This window comes from Kosakonia sp. Marseille-Q7440, assembly GCF_965119485.1.
In genome coordinates this window covers 723,952-741,420 of the sequence record NZ_CBCPLT010000001.1, presented here as the reverse complement: position 1 = coordinate 741,420, position 17,469 = coordinate 723,952, and the positions used below count along the sequence as shown (strand labels likewise).

Genomic DNA, 17,469 nt, shown 5'->3' with positions numbered 1-17,469 from the left:
AGGCCGGATAAGCGTCAGCGCCATCCGGCAGTGTGATGCGGTGCGGCCCAATTGTACAAAAACCACGGTCATTATTCGTAGGCCGGATAAGCGTCAGTGCCATCCGGCAGTGTGATGCGGTGCGGCACGAGTGTTACAAAAACCGCGGTCGTTATTCGTAGGCCGGATAAGCGTTAGCGCCATCCGGCAGTGTGATGCGATGCGGCCCGAGGGTTACAAAAACCGCGGTCATTATTCGTAGGCCGGATAAGCGTCAGCGCCATCCGGCAGTGTGATGCGGTGTGGCCCGAGTGTTACAAAAACCGCGGTCGTTATTCGTAGGCCGGATAAGCGTCAGCGCCATCCGGCAGTGTGATGCGGTGTGGCCCAATTGTACAAAAACCGCGGTCGTTATTCGTAGGCCGGATAAGCGCCAGCGCCATCCGGCAGTGTGATGCCATCAGCCGATGCGGCCTGTTTGCCGGATGGCGGCTACGCCTTATCCGGCCTACAACAGCTGCAAAATCGCGGTGGCCATCCGGCAACGTCTGAAGAGTTACCCTTCGTGCAGCCCGCATTCGCGTTTCAGGCCGAAGAAGCGCGTCTCCTCTTCTGCCATGCCCGGCTCCCACTTGCGGGTGGTATGGGTATCGCCCACCGAGAGATAGCCCTGATCCCACAGCGGATGGTACTTAAGCCCCTGCTTTTGCAGATACTGGTACACCGTGCGGTTATCCCAGTCGATGATCGGCAGCACTTTGAACACGCCGCGCTGAATGCCCAGCACCGGCAGCGCTGCGCGGCTCCCGGATTGCTCGCGGCGCAGCCCGGCGAACCAGGTTTGCGCATTGAGATCTGCCAGCGCCCGGTTCATCGGCTCGACTTTGTTAATCTGGTTGTACTTCTCAATCCCCTCCACGCCCTGCTCCCACAGCTTGCCGTAGCGCGCTTCCTGCCAGGCCGGGCTCTGCTCGGCGCGATAGACCTTAAGGTTTAAGTTGAGCTTCTCTGTCAGCTCATCAATAAACTGGTAGGTCTCCGGGAAGAGATAACCGGTATCGGTCAGGATCACCGGGATATTCGGGCACACCTGGTTGACCAGGTGCAGGCTGACCGCTGCCTGAATACCAAAGCTGGATGAGAGCACATACTCACCCGGCAGGTTCTCCAGCGCCCACGCCACGCGCGCTTCGGCGGTGAAGGTTTCAAGCTGGGCGTTGGTGTCGGCCAGCTGCTGGTCGCGTTCCTCTTTCGCCAGCGCGTTGAGCGCGTTCAGATCGAGTATGGACATAGGTTCCTCACAGTGTTGTTGCCGGGTGGCGTGTTCAATGCCGGATGGCGGCTTCGCCTTATCCGGCCTGCAACGCTTATTCCCAAAAATCGCGCGCCGGATCTAATACCGGGCGGATAATGCCGCTGCGCACGGTGAAATCGCCGAAACCTTCACCCGCTTCGCGCTCCTGCGCCCAGCGACCAACGAGGGTGTCGATCTCGCCTAAGATCTCCGGCTCGGTAATGTTTTCACGGTACATGCGCGGAATACGCGTGCCGCTGCGGTTGCCGCCCAGATGCAGGTTGTAGCGACCCGGCGCTTTACCCACCAGGCCAATCTCCGCCAACATTGCGCGGCCACAGCCGTTCGGGCAGCCGGTGACGCGCAGCACGATATGCTCGTCGCCGACGCCATGTTTCACCATCAGCTCTTCCACTTTATCGACGAAGGAAGGCAGGAAACGCTCCGCTTCCGCCATCGCCAGCGGGCAGGTCGGGAAGGAGACGCAGGCCATCGAGTTTTCGCGCTGCGGCGTTACCGCATCCATCAGGCCGTGACTGCGCGCCAGCTGCTCGATCGCCGCTTTCTGGCTCTCCGGCACGCTGGCAATGATCAGATTCTGGTTGGCGGTAATGCGGAACTCGCCCTGGTGGATCTTCGCGATCTCCAGCAGGCCGGTTTTCAGCGGGCGTCCCGGATAATCCAGGATGCGGCCGTTTTCAATAAACAGCGTCAGGTGCCAGTTGTTGTCGATCCCTTTGACCCAACCGATGCGATCGCCGCGCCCGGTAAACTCATACGGGCGGATCGGCTCAAACTTGATCCCCGCGCGGCGTTCCACTTCCGCTTTGAAGGTCTCAACGCCGACGCGCTCAAGGGTATATTTGGTTTTGGCGTTTTTACGATCGGTACGGTTGCCCCAGTCGCGCTGGGTAGTGACTACCGCTTCCGCCACCGCCAGCGTATGCTCCAGCGGCAGGTAGCCAAACTCGCTCGCCGTGCGGGCATAGGTTTTCTTGTTGCCGTGCTCAATGGAGAGCCCGCCGCCAACCAGCAGGTTAAAGCCGACCAGCTTGCCATTCTCGGCAATCGCCACAAAGTTCATGTCGTTGGCGTGCAGATCAATATCGTTCTGCGGCGGGATCACCACCGTGGTTTTGAACTTACGCGGCAGATAGGTCTGGCCAAGGATCGGCTCTTCATCGGTAGTGGCGACCTTCTCCTGATCGAGCCAGATCTCCGCATAGGCGCGGGTGCGCGGCAGCAGATGCTCGGAGATCTTCTTCGCCCACTCGTACGCTTCGGCGTGCAGCTGCGATTCAAACGGATTTGAGGTGCAGAGCACGTTACGGTTCATGTCGTTGGCGGTCGCCAGCGCATCCAGCCCGACGGAGTGCAGCATCTGGTGCACCGGCTTCACGTTCTTCTTCAGAATGCCGTGAAACTGGAAGGTCTGGCGGTTAGTCAGACGAATGCTGCCGTAAATGGTGTTGTCATGGGCGAACTTATCGATCGCCTGCCACTGTTTAGTGGTGATGACACCGCCCGGCAGACGGCAGCGCAGCAGCATTGCGTGGCGCGGTTCGAGCTTTTGCTCGGCGCGCTCGGCGCGAATGTCGCGGTCATCCTGCTGGTACATGCCGTGGAAACGGATCAGCAGGAAGTTGTCGCCGGTGAAGCCACCGGTCAGACCGTTATTTAAATCTTCGGCGATGGTGCCGCGCAGATAGTTACTCTCAAGCTTCATGCGCTCGGCATCGGCCAGTTTGCCTTCGACCACCAGAGGGCCGGGATGTTTTTCACTCATTAGTAGACATCTCGCTGATAACGGCGCTCAACGCGCAGCTCACTTAAAAATTCATCCGCCGCTTCGGTATCCATGCCACCGAATTCGGCAATCACGTCCAGTAAAGCCTGCTCAACGTCTTTCGCCATGCGATTGGCGTCGCCGCAGACATAAATGTGGGCACCCTCATTGATCCAGCGCCACAGCTCTGCGCCCTGTTCGCGCAGTTTGTCTTGTACGTATATTTTCTCTTTTTGATCCCGCGACCAGGCGAGATCGATACGGCTCAGCACGCCCTCTTTCACATAGCGCTGCCACTCCACCTGGTAGAGGAAATCCTCGGTAAAGTGCGGGTTGCCAAAGAAGAGCCAGTTTTTGCCCGGCGCTTCATCGGCGGCGCGCTGCTGCATAAAGGCGCGGAACGGCGCGATGCCGGTGCCCGGGCCAATCATAATGACCGGCGTTTCCGGGTTGGCCGGCAGGCGGAAGTGCTCGTTATGCTCGATAAAGACGCGCACTTCACCCTCCTCTTCCACGCGATCGGCGAGGAAGCTCGAGGCACCACCGGCACGCGGACGGCCTTCAATCTCGTAACGCACCACGCCAACGGTGACGTGCACTTCGCTCTCCACTTCTGCCTGCGCAGAGGCGATGGAATAGAGGCGCGGCGTCAGCGGGCGCAGCAGGCCAATCAGCGCATCGGCATCGAGCTGCGCCGGGGAGAAGCGCACCATATCGACAATCGGCGTGGTCGCGGCGTAGTGCTGCAACTTCGCTTTATCGCCCACCAGCGGCAGCAGCGATTCGCTGCGCGTCAGAGTGGCGTAGTTCTCAACGATATTGGCGGTGTTAACGGTCAGCTCGAAATGCCACTGTAAAGCTTCAGCCAGCGGCAGGGTTTTGCCGTCTACCATTACCGGCTCGTCGCCCTTCAGCCACAGCAGCTCCACCAGTTCTTTGACCAGCGCCGGATCGTTCTGATACCAGACACCAAGCGCGTCGCCAGGCTGGTAGCGCAGGCCAGAGTCGCCAAGATCGATTTCGATATGGCGGACATCTTTTTCCGAGTTACGCCCGGTAATTTTCTGGTTAACGGAGAGGGTCGCGGCGAGCGGCGCTTCTTTAGTGTAGGGGCTGGAGGTGACTTCATTCACCGCGCCGCTGGTGCTGGCTGCGGTCTGCGCAGGCGTAGCCGCCGGGGCGCGGGCTTTCAGTACTTCGACCACGCGCGCGCGCCACTCGGCGGCGGCGGCCTGGTACTCAACGTCAGCATCGACGCGATCGAGCAGACGCTCGGCGCCAAGCTCCGCCAGCTTGCTGTCGAAATCTTTCCCCGCCTGGCAGAAGAACTCATAAGAGCTGTCGCCAAGGCCAAACACCGCAAAGGCGGTATCGGTAAATTTCGGCGCTTTTTTCGAAAACAGGAATTTATGCAGTGCTACCGCTTCTTCCGGCGCATCCCCCTCGCCCTGCGTCGAGGCAACAATTACCAGCAGCTTCTCGTTGGCAATCTGTTTGAATTTGTAGTCGCCCGCGTTGACCAGGTTGACGCTCAGTTTCGCCGCCAGCAGATCGTCGCGCAGCGCTTCAGCGACGCGGCGCGCATTGCCGGTCTGCGAGGCGGAGATCAGAGTAATCGATGGGGTTTCGGCAACGGGTGCGGCGGTGGCAACGGCCGCCGCGCCGGGCTGCTGATTGAGCACGCCCCAGAAATAGCCGGAAACCCAGGCGAGCTGGGTGGGAGTCAAATCGGTGGTGGCCGCCTGGAGGCGCGCCAGTTGCTCCGGGTTTAACGGGAGCAACGCGGAAGATGGGGCCTGGGTTGTCATGCGTCGTTATGTTCCAGTAGCAAAGCTGTTTTTATGTTTTGAAAAACAGAAGAGAAAGTAAGGTTAACGGCGGGGATAATAACAATTAAAGAAAGGTTGGAAATAATAAATAACCAAAAGGACTAACCTGTTTTAGCTATCATCGTTAACAGTAAAACAGGTTGAATAAGTGACTGAATTTTATTGATAAATCGACTGCAATGTTAAGCATGTGCGGCGGTAATCGTTTTTAGCGGTTTTAGTTAATGCTAAAAAAGGTCATTTCCGCTACCATTCGGCGGTTTTTGTAGCCTGAGAGTGCATTATGTCGACCACCTTGTTTAAAGATTTCACCTTCGAAGCCGCGCACCACCTGCCCCATGTTCCTGAGGGACATAAGTGCGGCCGCCTGCATGGCCACTCCTTTATGGTGCGCCTGGAGATCACCGGCGAGGTGGACCCTTATACCGGCTGGATTATGGATTTCGCCGAGCTGAAAGCGGCGTTTAAACCGCTCTACGACAGACTGGATCACTACTATCTGAATGAGATCCCGGGGCTGGAAAACCCGACCAGCGAAGTGCTGGCGAAATGGATTTGGGATCAGATGAAGCCGGTTGTGCCGCTGCTGAGTGCGGTGATGGTGAAAGAGACCTGTACCGCCGGATGCGTCTACCGCGGCTGATCCTCTGCGTAAAACAACAAACCCGCCGCTGGCGGGTTTTGTTTTTTCAGGCGATGTTGAGATATTTGTGCGTCTGCATCGACAGCCGCCAGTTGCGTGCAATGCAGGTTTCAATGCACAGACGCGTGGCGTCCTCTTTCTGGCTGATCGGCTGCAGGGCGATAACCCGCTGCTTCTGATCGTGCAGCTGCGCCAGCAGTTCATCCAGCGCTTCGATATCGCGCATGCGCCCGACCGGGTGCTTGATCTCATCGGCCCGTTCCAGCGCCTGCTGCAGCACATCATACCCGCCGCGCATATTCACCTTCGGCGAAACCGTTACCCAGGTAGAGTGGGAGGTGCGCACTTCGTGGGTGCCGCTGGTTTCGATCTGGCAGCTAAAGCCATGCTTCTCCAGCAGCGCGGTGAGCGGGATAAGATCGTGAATGCAGGGTTCGCCGCCGGTGATCACCACGTGGCGCGCCGTCCAGCCCTGGCGCTCAATAATGGCGAGCAGATCTTCGCTGCTGGCCGCGCCCCACTTGTCGCTCTCTTTGGTCTTGGCAAGAATGCTGTAGAGCGACACCTCCCGATCCGCGAGCTTATCCCAGGTGTGTTTGGTGTCGCACCAGGCGCAACCAACCGGGCATCCCTGTAAACGAACAAAAATGGCGGGAACGCCGGTGAAGTAACCCTCGCCTTGCAGGGTCTGGAACATCTCGTTAATCGGGTACTGCATGCTGGCTCTTTATCGAAGTGAAAAAAGGGATTATTGCAGATAACACGCCGCCGATCATGTGCCATTTGCGCTTTGCCGCAACATCTCCGGCGGCTACTACGCCATTTATGGCGAATTGTCAGCGGTGAAAGAGTGCCGCTATGATGTGGCGAATCTACCCCAGCCCTGCAAGGAAGTTGCTTTATGGCACGCGTAGTCACCTTATTGCTGCTGTTCGTGAGCATGACGTTTCAGGCTCACGCACTCCCGGTTCCGTCGATGCGCGGCTTCGTCAACGATCCGCACGCCCTGTTTGCGACCGAGGATAAGTTGTCGCTTCTTAGCGAGGTCGCGGAGATTAACAGGCGAACCGGCGCGCAGGTCGCCGTGCTGGTATTGCCCTCCCTTGAGGGGGAGGACCTCGAAACGTTTGCCACGCAAACCTTTAATGAGTGGCGGCTGGGCAGTGCGCAGCGCAATGACGGCGTGCTGATCCTTGTGGCATGGCAGGATCGCCGGGTGCGCGTGGAGGTCGGCCGCGGTCTTGAAACCACCATCAGCGATGCGCTGGCAAGCCAGGTGATCAAAGAGCAGATGCTGCCCTACTTCCGGGAGGGGGATCTGTTCTCCGGCTTACAGCATGGGCTGAAAGGGATTGATGCGTTGCTGAGCGGGCAACCGTTGCCGTCGCCCGCTTCCGCCTCGTGGGCATGGGTGCGCGGAAAGCTGGTTAACTTCTCTTACTGGCAAGGGTTGCCTTTTCTCGCCGTCGGCCTCTTTTTACTGATCCTCAAGCGTAAAAAGAGAACGGTGCGGGTGATCTTTTTTGGCTCTCTGTTGCTGACCCCGGCGCTCGCTATTACCTCTGAGTTTGTCTCCTGGGTAATGCCTTTTGTCTGGCTCAGCTTCTCTATCCCTTTTATCAGCATCTTTTCGGGATTGTTCTTCCTGTGGCTCTACCCGCAGCGCTTGCTGGCTGTCGGCGGCGGCACGGTGCGCGATGACAGCGCCACCTGGACCTCGACCAGCACCAGCCATCTTCACCACCATTCAGGCGGTGATAGCGGCAGCCACAGCAGCAGTGATAGCTCAAGCTCCGGCGACGGCGGCTCCAGCGACGGCGGCGGCTCGTCAGATAGCTGGTGATCTTATTGCGTCGGTAAAACGGCGCGTAATCTGCTGTGGTCGGGTGATGGCACCACCCACGACCACCGCATGGGCACCGAGCGCCAGGCAGCGCGCCGCGCGCTCCGGGGTATCAACATTCCCTTCGGCAATGACCGGAATGGCAACGGCTGCCAGCACTGCTTTGAGCAGGGCAAAATCGCTCTCCGGCAGCGTATGGCCTTTTGTCTGCGGCGTATAACCGTAGAGCGTGGTGCCGACGCAGTCGAAACCAAGCTGCTCTGATATCACCGCCTCTTCAACGCTTGCGATATCCGCCATTAATAACAGTGCGGGCCAGCGGGCGCTGATCCCGGCGACCAGCTGTGCGAGGGTTTCACCACCGGGGCGCGGGCGCTGGGTGGCATCGAGCGCAATCATCTCTGGCGCGGCGGCTATTAACTCTTCCACTTCGCGCAGCGTGGGCGTAATAAACACCTCGCTGTCGGGGTAGTCGCGCTTGATAAGGCCAATCACCGGCAGCGCGACCTGCTGCCTGATGGCCTCAATATCAACCACGCTATTAGCCCGAATTCCCGCCGCGCCTCCCTCTGCGGCTGCCAGCGCCATCTTCGCCATAATAAACGGGCTGTGTAGCGGCTCATTTTCCAGCGCCTGGCATGAGACCACCAGCTTGCCTTTGATTTGCTCTAACATCGTCGGACTCCCTCTGACTTTTTAATGTTATGTTTATTATTGTCGTTAAAAGCGAAAATGCCTGCCCGTTATTAGCGCATGCGAATCGTCTAATCTGCTTTTTAAAAGGGGAAAAAGGATGTAAGCAGAGATTATTTATTTTACATATAGAAATAATTTACACTTTTATTTCACGCTGCTGAAAGGCAATTAAAAATAAATAAAATCAGCGATATAGATAATTTATTTATCTTATCTGGATTTTTTCCCCGGCTTCGCTGTCCTATAAAAATCCCCCGCGACACTTTCCTTAAATTAAGCTTAATTTTTGCTTTTTCACGCCGCGTGTTTATTTATCTGGCGTTTACTTTTCTGCTCCTACAATCCGCCCATTCAACAATAATGGGATAGCATGTATGACCACACTATTAATAACGGGCGCAACGGGTTTTCTGGGCGGAGCAGTATTAGAAAAAATCCTGCAGCGTAATGGAAAGGTCAATTTACTGTTGCTGGTGCGCGCCGCCGATCGCGAAAGTGGGCTGGCGCGCATTGTTAGCAATATGCGCAAATTTAATCTTAGCGAGGTGCAGCTTGCCGCCCTCACCGCCGGGCAGATCCTCTGCGGTGATTTGGGCGAGCCGGAGAGCTTTCTCGACGATCCGCGCCTTGAGCAGGTTACCCATGTGATCAACTGCGCGGCGGTGGCCTCATTTGGCAGCAATCCGCTGATCTGGAAAGTGAACGTCGAAGGTACGCTCGCCTTCGCGCGCCGGATGGCGCAGGTAACGGGCTTGCAGCGTTTTCTGCATGTCGGCACGGCGATGTCCTGTACTCCGGAGCCGGATTCGCTGGTGGCGGAAAATGCAGAGTTCCGTGAAAACGCGGAGCACCTTGTGGCGTATACCCACTCCAAATCGACCATTGAACAGCTGATGCGCCAGCACTGCCCGCAGCTGCCGCTGGTTATCGCCCGTCCCTCTATTGTGGTTGGACACACTTGCCACGGCTGCCAGCCGTCGACCAGTATTTTCTGGGTCTTCAGTATGGGGCTGATGCTGCAAAAATTTATGTGCTCGCTGGAGGATCGCGTGGATGTGATCCCGGTTGATTACTGTGCGGATGCCCTGCTGATGCTGCTGGAAAAAGAGATGGCGCACGGGGAAGTGGTGCATATCTCCGCCGGGGAGGAGAACAGCGTGCGCTTTGCGGATATCGACAGCGCGATGGCGCAGGCGCTGGAGAAAGCCCCGATTGCCGATAACTACGCGCAGGTGAGCTATGAAACGCTGGTGAAGATGCGCCGCGAGCTGAAGGATATCTTCGGGCCGTGCAATGAGCGGCTGATGCTGAAAGCGATGCGGTTATATGGCGCCTTCGCCACGCTTAACGTGCGTTTCAGTAATGATAAGCTGCTGAGCCTCGGCATGCCGAAGCCGCCGCGCTTTACCGACTATATCGCCCGCTGTGTGCAGACGACGCGCGGTTTGACCATTCCGCAGCAGATGGAAGTCGATTTTAAGTAAAAAAAATGCCAGTCATTCGACTGGCATTTCTCTAAGACAAACGCGCAGGGATTATGCCTGGCCTTTGATCTCTTTACGACCGTTGTACGGTGCTTTTTCACCCAGCGCTTCTTCGATACGAATCAGCTGGTTGTACTTAGCAACACGGTCAGAACGGCTCATGGAACCGGTTTTGATCTGGCCAGCCGCAGTACCTACCGCCAGGTCAGCGATGGTTGCGTCTTCAGTTTCGCCAGAGCGGTGAGAGATAACTGCAGTGTAGCCCGCATCTTTCGCCATCTTGATTGCAGCCAGAGTTTCGGTCAGGGAACCGATCTGGTTGAATTTGATCAGGATGGAGTTAGCGATACCTTTGTCGATACCTTCTTTCAGGATCTTGGTGTTGGTTACGAACAGGTCGTCGCCCACCAGCTGGATTTTGTCGCCCAGCACTTTGGTCTGGTATGCAAAGCCGTCCCAGTCAGATTCGTCCAGGCCATCTTCGATGGAGACGATCGGGTACTGTTTGGTCAGCTCTTCCAGGAAGTGAGTGAACTCTTCAGAAGAGAAGGCTTTGTTGCCTTCGCCAGCCAGTACATATTTGCCGTCTTTGTAGAATTCAGATGCTGCGCAGTCCATCGCCAGGGTGATGTCTTTGCCCAGTTCGTAGCCTGCTGCTTTTACCGCTTCAGCGATAACAGCCAGTGCTTCGGCGTTGGAACCCAGGTTCGGCGCGTAGCCACCTTCGTCACCCACAGCGGTGTTCATGCCTTTAGACTTCAGCACTTTCGCCAGGTGATGGAACACTTCAGAACCCATGCGGATCGCTTCTTTAACGCTGGAAGCGCCAACCGGCTGGATCATGAATTCCTGGATGTCGACGTTGTTGTCAGCGTGCTCGCCGCCGTTGATGATGTTCATCATCGGAACCGGCATGGAGTATTTGCCCGGGGTGCCGTTCAGTTCAGCGATGTGCTCGTACAGCGGCTGGCCTTTAGAGGCAGCAGCAGCTTTCGCAGCAGCCAGGGAGACCGCGAGGATGGCGTTCGCGCCGAAGTTAGATTTGTTCTCAGTACCGTCCAGATCGATCATGATCTTATCGATGCCAGCCTGGTCTTTGGCATCTTTGCCAAGCAGCGCCTGAGCAATCGGGCCGTTAACTGCGCCAACTGCTTTGGTTACGCCTTTACCCAGGAAACGGGATTTGTCGCCATCGCGCAGTTCCAGCGCTTCGCGGGAACCAGTGGAAGCACCTGACGGAGCGGCAGCCAGACCAACGAAACCACCTTCCAGGTGAACTTCTGCTTCAACAGTCGGGTTACCACGGGAGTCGATGATTTCACGACCGATGACTTTAACGATTTTGGACATTAGGTTTTCCTCAGTACAAGTTAAACTAAAACTCCAGACAACAATGCACCCGTCGGGTGCACTGTCTTTGTATATTTTACTTCGCCTGGCGCTTTTGATACTCGCTGGCGGCTTTCACAAAGCCGGCAAACAGCGGATGTCCGTCACGCGGCGTAGAAGTAAACTCCGGGTGGAACTGGCAAGCGACAAACCACGGATGGTTCGGCACTTCGATGATCTCGACCAACTGATCATCCCCGGAACGGCCCGCAACGCGCAGGCCCGCAGCTTCAATCTGTTTCAACAGCATATTGTTGACTTCGTAGCGATGGCGATGGCGCTCAACAATCGTTTCTGAGCCATACAGCTGGCGAACCAGGCTCTCATCGCTAAGCTGGCACTGCTGCGCACCAAGGCGCATGGTGCCGCCGAGATCGCTCTTCTCAGAACGCTGCTCAACGTTGCCCTCTTCGTCACGCCACTCGGTGATCAGCGCCACAACCGGGTACTTACAGTCTGGCACAAATTCCGTGGAGTTGGCGTTCTCCATCCCGACAACGTGGCGCGCATACTCAATCAACGCAACCTGCATACCCAGGCAGATGCCGAGGTAAGGAATATTGTTTTCACGCGCAAAACGCGCGGTGGCGATCTTGCCTTCTACGCCGCGGTAGCCGAAGCCGCCCGGGATCAAAATGGCATCGAGGCCTTTGAGGATCTCAACGCCGCGCGTCTCAACATCCTGCGAATCAATCAGCTTGATGTTGACGGTTACGCGGTTTTTCAGACCACCATGTTTCAGCGCTTCAATCACCGATTTATAGGCATCCGGCAGCTCAATGTACTTGCCGACCATACCAATCGTGACTTCACCCGACGGATTCGCTTCCTGGTAAATCACCTGCTCCCATTCGGCGAGATTCGCTTCCGGGCAGGCTAAGCTGAATCGTTTACAAATATAATCGTCCAGACCCTGGGATTTCAACAGGCCCGGGATTTTATAAATGGAATCGACATCTTTCAGAGAAATCACTGCTTTTTCTGGAACGTTACAGAACAAAGCAATTTTGGCTCTTTCGTTGGCCGGAACGGCGCGATCGGAGCGGCAAATCAGGATATCTGGCTGAATACCGATGGAGAGCAGCTCTTTCACAGAGTGCTGAGTCGGCTTGGTTTTCACTTCACCGGAAGCGGCCATGTATGGCACCAGCGTCAGATGCATGTAGAGAGTGCGCTCGCGGCCCACTTCTACCGCCATCTGGCGGATCGCTTCGAGGAATGGCAGGGATTCGATATCACCGACAGTACCGCCGATCTCAACCAGCGCAACGTCGTGGCCTTCGCCGCCAGCAATAATGCGCTCTTTGATGGCATTGGTGATATGGGGGATAACCTGCACGGTCGCACCGAGATAGTCGCCGCGGCGCTCTTTACGCAGCACCTCGGAGTAGATACGGCCGGTGGTGAAGTTGTTGCGACGGGTCATCTTGGTGCGGATGAAACGCTCGTAGTGACCCAAATCAAGATCGGTTTCTGCGCCATCTTCGGTAACGAACACTTCACCATGCTGGATAGGGCTCATTGTGCCCGGATCGACGTTGATGTACGGATCCAGTTTCATCATGGTGACCTTGAGGCCACGGGCTTCAAGAATAGCTGCCAGGGAGGCTGCGGCAATGCCTTTACCCAGAGAGGATACGACCCCGCCGGTCACAAAAATATAGTTCGTTGTCATGCTGAACCTGAGAAGTTAGGTTTAAAAGACGGTGGAATAACCAGGACGGGAAAGCAGTATACCGGATGATGAGTTGCGCCACAAACTTTCATTCCCCCTCCCCTTCTCTCTTCAGGCCGCATTAGCGTTAGCTCTCTTGGCTGACGCCGCTTGTACAACAATTCTGAACGTTTACTGATTCGTGCTGTTGCCGCCCGGAAGCCCTAAGGATAAGCCGAAGCGGCGTTAGCGGAAACGTTTCAACAAACGTAATGAGTGTGAAAATAGCCCCTTTCCAGCAAATGTTTTTGACGCAAATCAAGCGCTTGCTATTTAAAAAATCACACAAATCGCGCTTGTTACCACAAATGCCTTAAAGATCATGTTCCTGGCGCTTTACCTGCTGCCAGATAGTTTCCATTGTTTCCAGATCTACGCCGGTCATTTCCAGGCCGCGCTCCTGAACCAGCCTTTCAACTTCGCGGAAGCGGCGCTCAAATTTGAGGTTCGCTTTTTGCAGCGCCACTTCCGCTTTAACGCCCAGATGGCGGGAAAGATTAACCGTCGCGAAAAGCAGATCGCCCATCTCCTCTTCTACCCGCGCCTGGTCGACAACCGCCTGTTTGGCTTCGTCCATCACTTCGTCGATCTCTTCATACACTTTGTCGAGCACCGGGCCGATGGTGGTCCAGTCAAAGCCCACGGTTGAGCAGCGCTTCTGGATTTTGTGGGCGCGCATCAGCGCCGGTAGGCTGTGGGGAATATCATCCAGCGCCGAGTGCTGCGCTTTCTCCGCCCGCTCGGCGGTTTTGATCTGCTCCCAGCGCTCAAGCACTTCCGCGCTGTTACCCGCCTGCGCGTCGCCAAAGATATGCGGATGGCGGCGCTCCAGCTTGTCGCTGATGGCAGCACAAATATCGTTGAAATCAAAACGCCCCTCTTCCTGCGCCATCTGCGCGTAGAAGACCACCTGGAAGAGCAGATCGCCCAGCTCGCCGCGCAGATCGTCGAAGTCTTCGCGCGAAATGGCGTCCAGCACTTCGTAAGTCTCTTCCAGTGTGTAGGGCGCGATGGTGGCGTAAGTCTGCTCTTTGTCCCACGGGCAGCCGGTTTGCGGGTCGCGCAGCCGTTGCATGATCCCGAGCAGACGATCGATTTGTGTCATGAAAAATCCTTGCTAAAAAGCGATCCTCCCAGGAGATGGGAGGATCGGGTGAAGAGACGATCAGCCGCCGTGCAGGCGACGGGCGTCGATAACGTCAGGCACCTGATTCAGTTTGCCAAGCACGCGGCCCAGCACCTGCAGGTTGTAGATTTCGATATTCATATCGATGGTCGCCAGCTGCTCGCGGGTGTCGCTGCGGCTGGCAACGCCCAGCACGTTGACCTTTTCATTTGCGAGAATGGTGGTGATATCACGCAGCAGCCCGCTGCGATCGTTCGCCGTGACGCGCACCACCAGCGAGTAGCCCGCCGAGTAGCTTTCGCCCCAGACGGCATCCACGATGCGCTCCGGCGCGACGTTGCGCAGCTCTTCCAGCTGATCGCAGTCGGCGCGGTGAATCGAGATGCCGCGCCCCTGGGTGATAAAGCCGACGATTTCGTCGCCCGGGATCGGCTGGCAGCAGCGCGCAATATGGTGCATCAGGTTGCCGACCCCTTCCACCACCACGCGCCCGTTGTCTTTGCTGCGGTTTTGCGGTGCGTAGGTCTTCTGCTGCAACTGCTTGAGCGCAGCGGCATCCTGCTCCTCGGCGCTCGGCTTGTTGAACTGCGCCTGCAGGAAGTTGACCATCTGGTTGAGGCGAATGTCGCCGCCGCCAATCGCCGCCAGCAGCTCGTCCAGCTCGTTGAAGTTATAGCGCGGCAGCAGGTGCTTCTCCGCCTCTTTCAGGCTGATGCCGAGGTGCGCCAGCTCGTCGTCGAGGATCTGGCGGCCGGCAAGAATGTTCTTGTCGCGATCCTGCTTGCGGAACCAGGCGTGGATCTTCGAGCGCCCGCGGCTGGTGGTGACATAGCCGAGGTTCGGGTTGAGCCAGTCACGGCTCGGGTTCGGCTGTTTCTGGGTGATGATCTCAATCTGATCGCCCATCTGCAGCTGATAGGTAAAGGGCACGATGCGGCCACTGATTTTCGCGCCGATGCAGCGGTGACCGACATCGCTGTGAATATGGTAAGCGAAGTCCAGCGGCGTGGAGCCAGCGGGCAGATCCACCACATCCCCTTTTGGCGTAAAGACGTAGACCCGGTCGTCGAAGACCTGGCTGCGCACTTCGTCGAGCATCTCGCCGGAGTCCGCCATCTCTTCCTGCCAGGCAATCAGCTTACGCAGCCAGGCAATGCGATCTTCATGGGCGGAACGCGCGCCGGTCGCCGTCGCGGTGCCCTCTTTGTACTTCCAGTGCGCGGCAACGCCCAGCTCGGCATCTTCGTGCATCTGGCGGGTACGGATCTGGATCTCAACGGTTTTACCGCCCGGCCCGAGCACCACCGTATGGATGGACTGGTAACCGTTCGGTTTCGGGTTGGCGACGTAGTCGTCGAACTCATCCGGCAGGTGGCGATAGTGGGTATGCACAATCCCCAGCGCGGCGTAGCAATCCTGCAACCGTTCGGCGACGATGCGCACGGCGCGGACATCAAACAGTTCGTCGAACGCGAGATGCTTTTTCTGCATCTTGCGCCAGATGCTGTAGATATGTTTCGGGCGGCCATAGACTTCGGCTTTGACGCCTTCGGTCTTCATCTCGGCGCGCAGGTGGCCAACAAACTCATCAATGTAGTGTTCGCGATCGATACGGCGCTCGTGCAGCAGCTTAGCGATGCGTTTGTACTCTTCCGGGTGCAGGTAGCGGAAGCAGTAATCCTCCAGCTCCCACTTCAGCTGGCCGATACCTAAGCGGTTCGCCAGCGGCGCATAGATGTTGGTACACTCTTTCGCCGCCAGCACGCGCTCGTCTTCCGGCGCATCTTTCACTTCGCGCAGATGGGCGATACGTTCAGCAAGCTTGATGACTACGCAGCGGAAATCATCCACCATCGCCAGCAGCATGCGGCGGACGTTATCCACCTGTTCGGAGGAGACGGAATCGGTATGGGTCGCTTTTAACTGGCGGATGGCGGCCATGTCGCGCACGCCGTGGATCAGCTCAACCACCGCCGCCCCGACGTTTTCGCGCAGCACCTCTTCGCTGACCACTTCCGCGTCGGCGAGCGGGAAGAGCAGCGCGGCGCGCAGTGTGTCGGTGTCCATACTCAGCATCGAGAGGATCTCCACCATCTCGATACCGCGTGAAAGCAGGATCTCCGCCTGCGGATGCCCTTGAGTTTGACGCAGACAATAAGCCCAGGTTTCGGTTAAGCGTTCACACGACGGCTGACTGGTAATGCCCAGACTGGCGATCCATTTGGCCGGATCGAATTCACCCGCTTTGTTCAAATGCGCACTGCGTACCGCAACCATTGTCCTCTCCTTTCAGGGACCGGGCCTGCCGAATTCGGCAAGCCGAAATTAATCATTTGTGTTTCACAAACAACACCATCGATTCCAGGTGGCCAGTGTGCGGGAACATGTCCAGCATCGCCAGCCGCTCAATCTGGTATCCCGCACTCAGCAGCGCTTCACTGTCGCGCGCAAGCGTGGCGGGATTACAGGAGACGTAGACCACCCGGCCCGGCGACAATTTTATAATATGCTGCATGACACCCGCCGCGCCCGCGCGCGCAGGGTCGAGTAAAACTTTGTCAAACCCCCGGCTCGCCCACGGCTGTTTTGTAACATCTTCCTCCAGATTTTCGTGAAAGAATGTCACATTGTGCAAACCATTCTGTTGCGCGTTCTCCTGCCCTTTCGCCACCAGCTCAGCAACGCCCTCCACGCCAACCACTTCCGCCGCGCGTTTCGCCAGCGGCAGCGTGAAATTTCCCATCCCACAAAAGAGATCGAGAATGCGGTCCTGCGGCTGCACATCGAGCCACTCCAGCGCACGGGCGACCATCTGCTGATTTACGCCATCATTGACCTGGATAAAATCCCGCGGGCTGAAGTGTAAGGGTAGCCCGTCAGAAGCGTAGCAGGGAGTCTGACCAGTGATCTGCTCAACAATATCGCTTTGCGGCGCGAGATAAAGCGCCAGATGATGGGAATGCGAAAAGCGTTCCAGTTTTGCTCTGTCGGCGGCGTTTAACGGTGCCGTATGGCGCAGCACCATCAGCGGGCCATTATCCGCCTCGACCAGCTCGACATGCCCAAGCTGGCGAGCGCCGCTTAATTCTGCCAGGCAGTCGCGCAGCGGCGTGAGCAGTGCTTCAAGACGGGGCACCAGCACCGGGCATTGTGTGACATTGACGATATCGCTGTCGCCCGCTTTGCGAAAACCCATCTCCAGACGCTGCGCTTTCGGCTGCCAGCTCAGGCTTAAGCGCGCGCGGCGGCGGTAACCCCACGGCTCACCGGCGATCACATCGTCGACATCCTGCTTCATCAGGCGTGCCAGCGCGGCGCGTTTGCTGCGCTGTTGCAGCTCAACGCTGGCATGCTGCTGCTGGCAGCCGCCGCAGACGCCAAAGTGCGGGCAGCGCGGCGCTACGCGCTCCGGGCTGTCGTTCAGCCGACGGCTCACTTCGCCGCGGGCAAACTGGCGTTTATCCTCTTTAAGGATAATCTCCGCCGACTCTGCGGGTAACAAACCGGGAATAAACAGCGCTTTACCATTATGACGCGCCACCCCCTGCCCAAACGGGTCAAGGTCGTTTACTGTTACGGTTATTTTTTGACGAGTCGTCACTCGTCGTTTTGCAGAGTAGAATTGCGCCATTGCGGTGAAAAATCTCAATTACTGATCAATGGCCCCATTCTCCCATAACGGAATT

The 17,469-nt window shown here is 57.2% G+C and carries 13 protein-coding genes; 3 read left to right on the top strand and 10 right to left on the bottom strand.

The window, feature by feature from the left end:
* Positions 1 to 535: 535 nt before the first annotated feature.
* The 3 genes from cysH to cysJ all read right to left on the bottom strand — a co-directional run bounded on the left by cysH (position 536) and on the right by cysJ (position 4,867).
* Positions 536 to 1,270, bottom strand: coding sequence for a phosphoadenosine phosphosulfate reductase (cysH, locus tag ACWPW2_RS03295; RefSeq protein ID WP_094419426.1), 735 nt, complete (start codon positions 1,268 to 1,270; stop codon positions 536 to 538).
* Positions 1,271 to 1,346: 76 nt separating this feature from the next.
* Positions 1,347 to 3,059: an assimilatory sulfite reductase (NADPH) hemoprotein subunit gene (gene cysI, locus ACWPW2_RS03290; protein WP_023479495.1), complete on the bottom strand. Its 1,713-nt coding sequence runs from the start codon at positions 3,057 to 3,059 to the stop codon at positions 1,347 to 1,349.
* On the bottom strand, positions 3,059 to 4,867 hold the full coding sequence (gene cysJ / locus ACWPW2_RS03285) for an NADPH-dependent assimilatory sulfite reductase flavoprotein subunit (protein WP_454121612.1): 1,809 nt from the start codon (positions 4,865 to 4,867) through the stop codon (positions 3,059 to 3,061). The genes cysI and cysJ overlap by 1 nt, the downstream gene beginning before the upstream one ends.
* A 304-nt stretch (positions 4,868 to 5,171) precedes the next feature.
* On the opposite strand from cysJ, the gene queD reads away from it, so the two are divergent.
* Positions 5,172 to 5,531: a 6-carboxytetrahydropterin synthase QueD gene (queD, locus tag ACWPW2_RS03280; RefSeq protein WP_023479478.1), complete on the top strand. Its 360-nt coding sequence runs from the start codon at positions 5,172 to 5,174 to the stop codon at positions 5,529 to 5,531.
* Positions 5,532 to 5,577: 46 nt separating this feature from the next.
* Here queD and queE read toward each other — a convergent pair whose 3' ends face one another.
* Positions 5,578 to 6,249: a 7-carboxy-7-deazaguanine synthase QueE gene (queE, locus tag ACWPW2_RS03275; RefSeq protein WP_124969612.1), complete on the bottom strand. Its 672-nt coding sequence runs from the start codon at positions 6,247 to 6,249 to the stop codon at positions 5,578 to 5,580.
* A 183-nt stretch (positions 6,250 to 6,432) separates the two neighbouring features.
* Here queE and ACWPW2_RS03270 point away from each other — a divergent pair, with 183 nt between their 5' ends.
* A complete protein-coding gene (locus ACWPW2_RS03270; protein ID WP_454121611.1) occupies positions 6,433 to 7,374 on the top strand; it encodes a TPM domain-containing protein in 942 nt (313 codons plus the stop codon).
* On the opposite strand, the gene ACWPW2_RS03265 is transcribed toward ACWPW2_RS03270, so the two are convergent.
* Positions 7,360 to 8,049, bottom strand: coding sequence for an N-acetylmannosamine-6-phosphate 2-epimerase (locus tag ACWPW2_RS03265; RefSeq protein WP_454121610.1), 690 nt, complete (start codon positions 8,047 to 8,049; stop codon positions 7,360 to 7,362). The two genes, ACWPW2_RS03270 and ACWPW2_RS03265, sit on opposite strands and share 15 nt — an antisense overlap.
* A 395-nt stretch (positions 8,050 to 8,444) precedes the next feature.
* Here ACWPW2_RS03265 and ACWPW2_RS03260 point away from each other — a divergent pair, with 395 nt between their 5' ends.
* Positions 8,445 to 9,554 (top strand): SDR family oxidoreductase, encoded by a 1,110-nt coding sequence (locus ACWPW2_RS03260; RefSeq protein ID WP_454121609.1) that lies wholly within the window; start codon positions 8,445 to 8,447, stop codon positions 9,552 to 9,554.
* Positions 9,555 to 9,605: 51 nt separating this feature from the next.
* Here ACWPW2_RS03260 and eno read toward each other — a convergent pair whose 3' ends face one another.
* From eno to rlmD, 5 genes are all read right to left on the bottom strand, one after another.
* Entirely contained in the window at positions 9,606 to 10,904 is a 1,299-nt protein-coding gene (gene eno, locus ACWPW2_RS03255; protein WP_023479467.1) for a phosphopyruvate hydratase, read from the bottom strand.
* A gap of 76 nt (positions 10,905 to 10,980) precedes the next feature.
* A complete protein-coding gene (gene pyrG, locus ACWPW2_RS03250; protein WP_124969619.1) occupies positions 10,981 to 12,618 on the bottom strand; it encodes a glutamine hydrolyzing CTP synthase in 1,638 nt (545 codons plus the stop codon).
* A gap of 352 nt (positions 12,619 to 12,970) precedes the next feature.
* On the bottom strand, positions 12,971 to 13,762 hold the full coding sequence (gene mazG / locus ACWPW2_RS03245) for a nucleoside triphosphate pyrophosphohydrolase (RefSeq protein ID WP_042717641.1): 792 nt from the start codon (positions 13,760 to 13,762) through the stop codon (positions 12,971 to 12,973).
* Between the two features lie 60 nt (positions 13,763 to 13,822).
* Positions 13,823 to 16,060 carry a GTP diphosphokinase gene (gene relA / locus ACWPW2_RS03240; RefSeq protein ID WP_023479480.1) on the bottom strand — a complete coding sequence of 746 codons (2,238 nt, stop codon included), beginning with the start codon at positions 16,058 to 16,060 and terminating at the stop codon, positions 13,823 to 13,825.
* A gap of 52 nt (positions 16,061 to 16,112) precedes the next feature.
* Entirely contained in the window at positions 16,113 to 17,414 is a 1,302-nt protein-coding gene (rlmD, locus tag ACWPW2_RS03235; protein ID WP_454121607.1) for a 23S rRNA (uracil(1939)-C(5))-methyltransferase RlmD, read from the bottom strand.
* Positions 17,415 to 17,469: the final 55 nt, after the last annotated feature.